Source organism: Variovorax glacialis, from assembly GCF_051216375.1.
In the GTDB taxonomy this organism is placed as follows: Bacteria; Pseudomonadota; Gammaproteobacteria; order Burkholderiales; family Burkholderiaceae_C; genus Variovorax.
This window is the reverse complement of record NZ_JBPJZT010000026.1, coordinates 39,486-50,048: the sequence shown is the minus strand read 5'-3', so window position 1 is coordinate 50,048 and position 10,563 is coordinate 39,486. Positions and strand designations below refer to the sequence as shown.

8 protein-coding genes and 1 pseudogene are annotated in these 10,563 nt (G+C 62.5%); 5 read left to right on the top strand and 4 right to left on the bottom strand.

Features of this window, described 5'->3' with window-relative positions:
- The 5 genes and pseudogenes from ACSFBL_RS33150 to ACSFBL_RS33130 all read left to right on the top strand — a co-directional run.
- The coding region (locus tag ACSFBL_RS33150; protein ID WP_435520059.1) for an IS3 family transposase at positions 1-204 on the top strand (204 nt) is incomplete at its 5' end.
- Between the two features lie 736 nt (positions 205-940).
- Positions 941-1,090 carry a CsbD family protein gene (locus ACSFBL_RS33145; RefSeq protein WP_435520058.1) on the top strand — a complete coding sequence of 50 codons (150 nt, stop codon included), beginning with the start codon at positions 941-943 and terminating at the stop codon, positions 1,088-1,090.
- A 105-nt stretch (positions 1,091-1,195) separates the two neighbouring features.
- Positions 1,196-2,308: a zinc-binding metallopeptidase family protein gene (locus ACSFBL_RS33140; RefSeq protein WP_435520057.1), complete on the top strand. Its 1,113-nt coding sequence runs from the start codon at positions 1,196-1,198 to the stop codon at positions 2,306-2,308.
- A gap of 75 nt (positions 2,309-2,383) precedes the next feature.
- Positions 2,384-3,208 (top strand): transglutaminase-like domain-containing protein, encoded by an 825-nt coding sequence (locus ACSFBL_RS33135; protein ID WP_435520056.1) that lies wholly within the window; start codon positions 2,384-2,386, stop codon positions 3,206-3,208.
- 382 nt (positions 3,209-3,590) lie between these two features.
- Positions 3,591-4,178, top strand: a pseudogene (locus tag ACSFBL_RS33130) (type 1 glutamine amidotransferase domain-containing protein).
- A 259-nt stretch (positions 4,179-4,437) separates the two neighbouring features.
- On the opposite strand, the gene ACSFBL_RS33125 reads toward ACSFBL_RS33130, so the two are convergent.
- From ACSFBL_RS33125 to istA, 4 genes are all read right to left on the bottom strand, one after another.
- Positions 4,438-6,132 (bottom strand): response regulator, encoded by a 1,695-nt coding sequence (locus tag ACSFBL_RS33125; protein ID WP_435520055.1) that lies wholly within the window; start codon positions 6,130-6,132, stop codon positions 4,438-4,440.
- 4 nt (positions 6,133-6,136) lie between these two features.
- Entirely contained in the window at positions 6,137-7,636 is a 1,500-nt protein-coding gene (locus tag ACSFBL_RS33120; RefSeq protein ID WP_435520061.1) for an ATPase domain-containing protein, read from the bottom strand.
- A gap of 382 nt (positions 7,637-8,018) precedes the next feature.
- Complete coding sequence (gene istB, locus ACSFBL_RS33115) at positions 8,019-8,837, bottom strand: IS21-like element helper ATPase IstB (protein WP_435520054.1); 819 nt, start codon at positions 8,835-8,837, stop codon at positions 8,019-8,021.
- A complete protein-coding gene (gene istA / locus ACSFBL_RS33110; RefSeq protein WP_435520053.1) occupies positions 8,837-10,105 on the bottom strand; it encodes an IS21 family transposase in 1,269 nt (422 codons plus the stop codon). The genes istB and istA overlap by 1 nt, the downstream gene beginning before the upstream one ends.
- Between the last annotated feature and the right edge of the window lie 458 nt (positions 10,106-10,563).

Sequence of the window (10,563 nt, the reverse complement as noted above, 5' to 3'; positions counted from 1 at the left end):
TTCTTCGCCACGCTCGAGTGCGAACTGATCGACCGGCGCAGTTGGCAGACCAAGACCGAGGCTCGGCTGGCGCTGTTCACCTACATCGAGGGCTGGTACAACCCGCGCCGACGTCACAGCGCACTCGGGCAAGTCTCGCCGGCAATGCTTGAAAGGAACTACAACGCATGTTCAAGCAACCGCCTCGCCTCGAACACGACTTGACCACCGTCGGCGTCTGCGTGGCATGCGCCACGCCGCCGGTGGACAAGTCTTCGTCGTCGCCAAGCATTTGACTTGGGAATCAAGTCCCAACCCGTCCGCGCAACAGGGTCAAGTCCAGCCGCCGGCCGGACCCAACTCTGTCAGTGCCCCCCACAAGTGCTGCCGGGAAGGAGGGAACAAGGGGTTGGAGATGAAAAACTTCACACGTACTTCCGGCTCTGAGTCAGACGCGCCCCTGACGGTGTTCGCGGGCATCCCGGCGACGTTCACCGAGGCGCAGGCAGAGACGATTCTCACAGTAGCGAAATTCAGCGCGATCGACAGGAGATTCGCTGAGAGCTTGCTTCGGGCATGGTCCCCGGAACACTTTACCGAAGCGCAAGCGCAATGCTTGCACGAAATGCTGCAACTCGACGCGGATGATTTGCGGGCTACTGTCGCCGATGCCCTGGAGCCGTGCGCTCTTCGCCGAAGGTTGTTTCGGCAGCGTGAGAGAGAGCCACGGCAGGGCTGCGCGCCGGTCTACGTATCCGCAGCTGGCGGATGCGCCCCACCAGGAACGAGTGCCTTTCCAACTCCGAAGCCATGGTTTCGAAGCGGGAGCGTGGCCAACCTTCTCCTGCGGTGGCGCGACAAAGGGTCAGTCGTGACCTACATTTCGATGGCGCAAGCGCGCGCAAAACTCTGTTCCCAGAGGCGTCAGCATAACTCCAATCTACAACCCAAGGAGTGAAATATGAACAAGGATCAAGTCAAGGGCACGTTGGATAAGTCAAAGGGAAAAGTCAAAGAAGCCGTGGGCAAGGTTGTCGGCAACGAGCGTCTGCAGGCCGAAGGTGTCGCGGATAAAGCAGTGGCGCTGTGCAGAAAAAAGTGGGCGACGTGAAGGAAGCCGTGAAGACGGTGACCAAAAAGCCTTGACCTAAGCTTTTTAAGCTCAATGCAGGCCGGTGTATGCCGGCCTTTTCTTTGGCTACTCCTCCCCTCACAAATGAAACTTTTCAACTGCACGCGTTGTGGCGGCCGGGTCTTCTTCGAAAACCTAAGCTGCGAAAACTGTAAGGCGACCCTGGGCTTCTCGGTCGAAGAGCAACTCATGGTGGCTTTCGAGGTCTCCACAGACGGCGTCTGGACGCGCGCAGGTTCGGACGGCGTCCAGTATCGCCCCTGCATAAACGCGAAAGAGGGTGTATGTAACTGGCTCGTGCCTGCCGACAGCGCGCATGAGCATTGCGCATCGTGCCGCACCACGCACACCATTCCAGCTTTGTCCAAGCCCGAGAATCGCGGCTACTGGGCTTTGCTCGAGTTGGCCAAGCGACGCTTATTCTTTACCCTGCTCCAACTCGGCTTGCCAGTGCCAAACAAGATCGAAGATCCCGCGAACGGCTTGTCCTTCGAGTTCCTCGAAGAAGTTTCTACCCAAGCACGCGTCCTGACCGGCCACGACGAAGGGGTGATCACCCTCAACATCGCGGAAGCGGATGATGCAGAACGCGAAAAGATCCGCCTATCCATGCACGAGCCCTATCGCACGCTGCTCGGTCACTTCCGCCACGAGATCGGACATTACTACTGGGACCGCCTCATCCGCGACACGGCGTGGTTGGAGGAGTATCGGTCTCTGTTCGGTGACGAATCGGTGGACTACGCAGAGTCGCTCCAGCGTCGCTATGCGAGCCCCAAGGCCGATTGGCCACTCCACCACATCAGTGTCTATGCCAGTTCCCACTCGTGGGAGGACTGGGCAGAAACCTGGGCGCACTACCTGCATATGGTGGACGGCCTCGAAACGGCTGCGGCCTGGGGCATGCAACTCGCCAACGCGGTGCCTGGGGCGCCCGCATTGATCGCGACGCCGTTGGATCCGGAGGCCGAGCGCATTTCACCAGCGGTCATCGAACAGTGGCTCCCGGTTTCCCAGTTCATCAATGCAATGGACCGCAGCCTGGGCTCTCGCGACAGCTACCCCTTCGTAATCGTCGAGCCGGTGGTCGCGAAGTTGGAGTTCATCCACCGCGTCGTGCACGCGGCGCGACGGGGTGAGGCGCCTATGAACTTTGCATCAATCCCCGAGATCCGCACGCAGACGGCGCCGGCATAGCGCGCCAACGGTGACTCATCTGTTCGTGTACCGATCGCCAGCAGCCATGCTGTTTACTGCTCAAAGGTGCCCCATATGCTCATCAAGATCGCTTTCGACATCGAACTCGGGGTTGCGGCGCCGACCGCCCTCATCTACATGCTGGCGCTGCACCCCTCGCGCACGGGTGACCTCCAAGGTGGCGGCGAGGCCATCACGATCAGCCCGCCGCTTCGCACGGACCACTACCGCGACGCCTTCGACAACCAAGTCGCCCGGGTCGAGATCCCGTTCGGCGTGAGCCGGGTCCGGCTGCGCAACGAGGCCGTGGTATTCGACAGCGGCCTGCCCGATCCCGCATCTTATGGTGCCTACCAGCACGCGCCTGCCGACCTCCCGGTGGAGACGCTGCAATTCCTGCTGCCCAGCCGTTACTGCGAAGTCGACAGCGAATTGCTGCAGGTTGCCTGGGAACGATTCGGCCATGTGCCGTTGGGCTGGAAGCGGGTGCAGGCGATATGCGATTTCGTACACCAGCACCTGCGCTTCGACTACCAGATGGCGCGTGCCACACGCACCGCGTTGGAGGGCTATCGCGAACGCACCGGGGTGTGCCGCGATTTCACTCACCTGGCGATCACGCTGTGCCGCTGCATGAACATCCCTGCGCGCTACGTGACCGGCTATCTCGGCGATATCGGCGTTCCACGGGTGCGCCTCCCCATGGATTTCAGCGCCTGGTTCGAGGTCTACTTGGGCGACCGTTGGCATACCTTCGACGCGCGACACAACACCCCTCGCATCGGTCGCATTGTGATTGCGCGCGGTCGCGACGCCGCCGACGTGCCGATCACGATGGTGTTCGGCGCAAATACGCTCGAGCGCTTTGAGGTTGCTACGGACGAAATGTCGGGTGGATGAAGTTGCCGGCATGACACCACAGTAAAGCTGCCTCGCGTCGGCGCACTTCCGAGTTGCAAACCTGGTGATTGATACATCAAGGAAGCCGTTCCCGAAGCCGACGACGTACGCGTGCGGCCCCAGTCGTGCGCGCGACCCACACGTCGAACCGCTTGTTGATTCCGCTTCCCAGCGCACGGAGCAGGACGCCTACTGGGGGCTCACGGTGGCCAGCGACTTCTGGATGTCCGGTCAAGCGGGGCCTAGGGATCGATTCGCCCTTTGGCGCCTCGTCTCGCCCCTATGGCGCACGTCCGACAAGGCCGCACGCGATGTGCTGATCGCGCCCGGTCGTTTTGCCCGTGTAGCGTCAACGCTTTCCACAATCTCCAAAGGAGTCCTAATGTCCGACTCGACACTCAAGGGAATGAAGGTTGCCATCCTGGTCGCCGATGGCTTCGAGCAGGTCGAACTGACGGAGCCTCGCAGAGCCCTGGAGGAAGCTGGTGCCGCAACCCGAATCGTCTCTCCGCACGAGGGCAGCGTGTGCGGCTGGAATCATCAGGTGCAGGCAGGTAGCTTCGAAGTCGATCTGCCGCTTGACGAAGCTTCGGCCACCGATTTCGACGCTTTGGTACTGCCGGGAGGCGTCATGAATCCCGACGCGCTTCGCATCAATGAGCAGGCGGTGTCCTTTGTGCGGGCTTTTGTGGAAAACGAAAGCCCATCGCTGCAATCTGCGGTGGTCCGTGGACGTTGATCGACGCGAACGGTGTTCGGGGACGCAGGATGACGTCATGGCCTTCACTTCGCGCCGACTTGCAAAATGCCGGTGCGGAATGGTTTGATCGCGAGGTGGTGGTCGAACGAGGCCTCGTGACTAGCAGAAAGCCCGACGGACCTTCCTGCATTCAATCGCGAAATGGTGAGGGATGTTCCGGGACGCTGGTGCGTTGCGCTTCAAGTAAAGTTGTCAATCCTGCCTATATAGAGGTAGAAGCATGCGCATTGCACCGGATCAAACCAAGATGCAGCGGCTCCGCGAACTAGCGCGCAGGAGACGGGTACGCACTGGTTGCGTCATTTTGTCGGGCTGTAAACGTCGTTATGCGACAGGCACTTGCAAACCCGAGCCCGTCGACTCCTCTGCGCGGAAGATAGGACCACTCGACAACCCCGACTTGCTTCACTGAATCTAGAGGTAGCCTGCGACTGACTTGTCGTAGTGTCGTGACGCGTCCCTTGAGCTGCTACGGCAGCGGCGGGCGATTTCGCCGGAGCTCAGCCGAAACCGCCTTACCCATAGTTTCAAGATCGAACGGCTTGGCCAGCACCGAGTTCGGCCCGATGAGACGCTCGACCGCGTTCATGTCTGCATAGCCGGTCGCCATCAGAATTGGGAGATCGCTGTACATCTCGCGCGCACGGGCTATCAACTCCGCCCCATTCATTCGTGGCATCAGATAGTCGACCAGCAGCAAATCCGGTTTCGCCTTTTGCAACTCGGCAAGGCCCGCGGCGCCATCCGCCGCCTGCCGGACTTGGAATCCCAGCACCTGAAGGCACTCGACCATGCTCTTGCGGACGGTTGGGTCGTCTTCCACGACAAGGATCTCCGCCTGTGATGCCATCGCGGCGGTCTGCCCGTCCGGCATCGTTCCCGCTGCATCCTTGGGCGCAGGTGCCAGTGGGAAACGCAGCTTGACAATCGTTCCTGCGCCCACTTCGCTTTGCACCTCCACATCGCCTCCCGACTGCCTGGTGAACCCGTAGACCTGGCTCAGGCCCAACCCGGTCCCGGCATGCTGCTTCGTCGTGAAGAACGGATCGAAAATCTTGCCTAGCAGGTTGTCTGCAATCCCTTCACCGGTATCGCGCACGCTGACGCTGATCGAGCCCAGCGGATACCCGGTGTGTTCGGCGTCGACATCGACGTCGGGCGGCACAATTTCCGTGTGGATTTCCAAGACGCCGCCCTGGGGCATAGCGTCGCGCGAATTCACCGAGAGGTTGAGGATCGCCATTTCCATCTGGGCTGCATCGACGACGACGTAAGCGGGTTCGGAGCACAAGACAAACGACAGCTTGACATGAGCGCCCACCGAAATCGAGATCAGTTCTCCCATATTGCGGATGAGATCGTTCACATTGTGCAGCTTCGGCACCAGGCTCTGCGTGCGCGCAAAGGACAGTAGCTGACCCGTCAGGCGCGAGCCTCGCTCTACCGCTTCCTTGGCCCGGCGCGCGTAGTGGCGAACACGATCCTCTTTGATCGTCGAGCGCTCTATCAGCTGCAGGTTCAGGTTGACGGCATGCAGGAGGTTGTTGAAATCGTGAGCGATCCCACCGGTCAAACGCCCCAGCGCTTCCATCTTCTGGTTCTGAACGCGCGCACTCTCGACCCGTTCGCGCTCCAGGATCTCGCGCATCAGCCGATCGTTCGCGCTGGCCAGATCGGCAGTTCGCTCGGCGATCCGGCTTTCCAGCTTGTTGTTGAGCTGCTCCACGCTCAGCTTGGACGCCTCCAATTCGGCAAGATGCTTGCGCGTGAGGTACTGGCGTCGTCGAGCGCGCAGCGCGGAATCGGCCGCGCTCGCCAAAGTGTCAGGGTTGACTGGTCGCTCAAGCAACACCACATTGCTGAGTTCTCGCAATGCTGACCGAGCACGATCGGTGCGATGCACCGTCTGCCGCGCCGCCAGGACGACAAACGGGTAGTCGGACCATGGCGGCTGGCTCGCGAGCATCTCGCGCAGCGCAACGACGATGCCGTCTCCGAGCGCTTCTTCTGTAAGGATCGTTGCGGCCGATTCCTTTTGGATTTCGACGATCAGCGCGTGGTCGTCTTCGCAAATGTGGGCTATGACCTGCCGCGCGCGAAGAACTTCGCTGATGACGCGAGCATCGCGCCCGAAGGGCGCCAGGACGAGTATTCGATTCTCCACGCCGTCACGCCTCGTCCGCGTCGCCGAGCAGCGAGGTCCGGCCCCGATAGCGCGGGAGCCCTGCCATGACACCTTCGAAGTCCGTGAGCGCTTCACCGATTTCAAGGCCGCCCGGGCCAAGCCGGAACTGGTGAATCGTGGAGGCGTGCGCGCTCGCGCGACTTTTGATCACCGCCATCGCCTTGAGAAGTTGCCCACGGGCCTCGAAGTAACGGAACTGCAGCATCGAATCGCTCAAGTAGCTCAGGTCAACATCGTTTGGAACGTCGCCAGAAAGGCCATGTTGGGAGAGCACAAGAATGGTCGTCACGCCCTGAAGATTCAGGTAGGTCAGCAACTCGTGCATCTGCAGCAGCATGAAGTTGCTACCGGGCATGCCGATCAGGTACGCGTTCAGTGTGTCGATCACCACAGTGCTCACCCCCTGCTGCTCAACGGCATCGCGCACGTGGTGCGAAAACTCGCCCGCTGAAATCTCGGCCGGATCGACCGTGTGCAGCAACAACTGCCCGGCCGAGATGTACTGTTCGACGTCGAGTCCGAGAGCGCGCGACCGCGTCAGAAGGGTCTTGACGCCTTCGTCAAAAAGAAAAAATGCCGCTTTTCCGCCGCGCTGTATATCCGCCCGAGCGCAGCACACGGCGGTTGTGGTCTTACCAACGCCAGCGGGGCCGGCGAAAAGCAGGTTGCTGCCGGGCGTGAGCCCGCCGCCCAGAAGCCGGTCGAGTTCTGCGTTGCCGGAGCTCACTGCTTCGTTCGCATGCTCGCGACCGTGCTCCTTGGCTACCAGCCGCGAGAAGACTTTCAGCCCTCCCCGGTCCAGATTGAAGTCGTGCTCGCCTTCTCGAAATTTCACGCCGCGCAACTTCACCACCCGCAGCCGACGCTTGTCGGGGCCGTAGGTATGGGTGTTCTGCTCGAGGTGGATCACGCCGTGCGCAATGCTGTGCAGATGCATATCCCCAGCGCCCGCAGATTTGTCGTCGAGCATCAGCACGGTGCACCGATGCGTCAGGAAGAATCGCTTTAGCGCCAAAATCTGCCGGCGATAGCGCAGCGGGTTCTGGGACAGCAAGCGCAGTTCCGAGAGGCTATCGAAGACGACACGCTCCGGCCGCACACGTTCCACCAACGCCATGACGCTGCGAATGGTCTCGCCCAGCTCGAAGTCCGAGGGGTTGAGAATGCTCTGCTCCGCGTCGGCGCTGAGGCCCTCGTCGCTTACAAGATCGAAAATCTCTATTTTTTCGAGCTCCCAGCCGTGCGACAGCGCCCCCTGTGCCAACTCGTCGGAAGTTTCGGACAACGTGACATACAAGCCCTTCTGTCCCAGCGCCCGCCCCTGGAGAAGAAATTGCAGGCCGAGAGTCGTCTTGCCGGCACCAGGTGTTCCTTCAACGAGATAAAGATGGCTGGCGGGCAAGCCGCCGGCCAGCACTTCGTCAAGGCCTGGGACACCCGTGGGCTCCAGAATCGGCGGTTGCGGAGGTGTACGTTGACTCATCATGGCGACGGCGCTCGGGTTGCAAAATAGATCACAGGTCGTCGGGCGAGGTTCGAATTTAGAGTCACGGCGAGCAACGCTTTGAGCGGCGCCGTGCGCGCGCGCACGTAGGCGCTTTTCCTGCGCGGATGTGAGCGCGCTTTGCGGAGGTGAGGGCTTCGCGGGGGGGCAATGCCACTGCTGATGCTCACCATCGCGTCCCTACGGGGATTCCTCGCGGCAAGCGTTTCGGCCTGCGCTCCTGGAGAATAGAATGATCTGCCTTGAGATCTCTTCACTACCTCGAGCCCGTCGGGCGCCACCCTCAGAGCCGGCGCTGTCAAGCGACATCAGGAACTGCCCCCCTGGCGACATGAAGAACTGACCCCCCCGGGGTTGTTGATCAATCGGTTGTGACTTGATCTTTCGCGCTGGCCTGGTTAATCAGGCCAGCGCGGCGCTTCGATCTGAGCCGGTAGCTGTCGCCACGGATCGTGATGACGTGGCTGTGGTGCAGCAGCCGGTCCAGGATCGCGGTGGCGACCACAGCGTCGCCGAACACGGCTCCCCACTCGGCCACCGAGCGGTTGCTGGTCACCAGCATCGAGCCGCGTTCATAACGGCGGCTCACCAACTGGAAGAACAAGTGGGCGGCGTTTGCCTCGAACGGCAGGTAGCCCAGTTCGTCGACGACCAGTAGCTTGGGCTTGGTGAAGTGCACTAGCTTCTCCTCGAGCCGGCCCTCGGCGTGGGCACGGGCCAGCTGCGTCACCAGTCCCGTGGCTGGCACGAACAGCGTGGAGTAGCCGCGCACGATGGCCTCGCGGCCAAGCGCCACGGCCAGGTGGGTCTTGCCCACACCCGGCGGCCCGAGCAGCAGCACGCTGTCGCCGTTGCCGATCCAGCGCGAGGTGGCAAGCTCGCGGATTTGCTTGGGGTCCACCGACGGCTGCGCTTCGTACTCGAAGCCCTCCAGCGTGCGCACGCACGGGAACTTGGCAATCGACATGCCCATCTGGATGCGTCGTTCGTCCTTGCGTGCGACCTCGGCCGCGCACAGCATCGACAGCGCCTCGCGCAGGTTCAGTTCCGAACGCCCGGCCTGGTCCAGCAGCGTATCGAGCTGGTCGCGGATGGCTGTCAGCTTCAACCGTGTGAGCATCGGTTCCAGGTCGCCCGACACTTCCAGTGCCGGTGCCTTGGCCTTCTTCCCGGCGGCCATCACCAGCGACCTCCAAGCGCGCTCTCGTATTCGGCCAACGGGCGCAGCAGTTCGGCGGGCATTGCCGGAGGCAAGGTCGCGGGCACGCCGTCGGCCAGTGGCCTGGTCAGCCAGCTCACACCGACGAGGTTCGCGCCGACGATGCCGGCCAGATGGGCACGCTCGATGACGGTGATGCGCCGGCCGATGTTCTGCGCATGGCAGGCGACCTCCTGGCCGGCATAGAGCACCCGAACTTGCCGCTCAGCGACGACGATGGTCACGCTCTCGCCGATGAGCTTCCACGGCACGCTGTAGCGGTTGGTGTCCAGTTCGATGCAGGCGTCGCTGTGCACTCGCCGAGTGAGTTCGCGGACCTGCAGGAAGGGAGCCCGAGCGGCAAGCGGGGCAAGCGCCTGTCGCTCATCGCGCTCGAAGCGTTGCGCAGGAGGCTCTGCCGTCGTGCCATGCACGCGAACGTCAGCCACCTCCCGCATCCAGCGCGCCAAGTGAGCCTGCAGGTGTTCCATCGAAGCGAACCGATGCCCGGCGATGGCGCTGCGCTTGACATAGCCGACGCCGCGTTCGTCCTTCCCCTTGGTCTGCGCGCGGTACGGCGCACAAGCCCGCGGCGTCACCTTCCAGTACCGGCAGAAGGCGTGGAAGCGGTCGTTGAAGCGAACCTCGCGGGTCTGCACGTCGTGCTCGTTCACGAGGGCCCGCGCGTTGTCCACGAGTACCTCCTGCGTCGTGCCGCCGAAGTGCCGGAAGGCGCCTTCCAGGCCCTGCAGCCACGCCGACTGGCGCTCGTGCAGGAACATGGCGACGAAGGTGCGCCGGGAGTAGCCCAGCGTTGCGACGAACAGGTGCACCTTCAGCGGTTCGTCGGCCACCGGCACGCGCACCGTGCCGAAGTCGATCTGAAGCTGGCGGCCGGGCGGCGTCTCGTAGCGCACTGTCGCCACGCTCTGGGCCAGAAGCTCACGGCGCAGATGCGCCACGGCGCGCTCGACCGTGCGCAGACTGACCGCGACGCCGTGCACGCGCAATAGCTCCTGGCGCACGACATCGCAGTTGCCTCGGTGCTGGCGGAATTGGCCCGCAAGCCACTCGGCATGCTCGCTCAAGCGGCCGATTCTTGGCGGCGATTCGTAAGGCTGCCAGCCGCCTTGGCGAAGGTAGCGGCGGACGGTGTTGCGGCTGCAACCCAACTCGTTGGCAATGCGCTTGGCGCCCCAGCCGAGCGACGCCAGCTTGAGCATCGCCTCCACGTCCTCCGGTGCCTGCATCGCCTGTCTCCAATCGATCCGTTCGGATCGTGGAGCTTGCTCGAACACGTTGACTTCCATCTTGGCCTCCCGCCATGAGGGGGGTCAATTCCTCATGTCGCCAAGGGGGCAGTTTGTCGTGTCGCCTGACAGGCGCTGAACCGTGCCGGGGCCCCTCGTGCAGAGGCGCACATCGACGCTGCCCTTCAGGGTGACCATGCAAGACAGGGCTCTCCCGCTTCGCCCAAAGCGCTCGACCCCGCCGCCGGGCCACCATCCCTGCGTCGCGAATTGCCGCTACGGTGCCTGCCGTCGGCTGTCTCCGCTGGCGGGGAGGCCACCAGATGCGAGGTCGATCCAGTTTGTGTGGGCCAGTCGACTCGCCCTCCAAGCGGACCGCATTTTCATCAAGTCCGCCGAGTTGGGGCATCCCTGATCAGTGCCGCTATAGGGCAGGTGCCGTGGGCATGCCCCTTGAA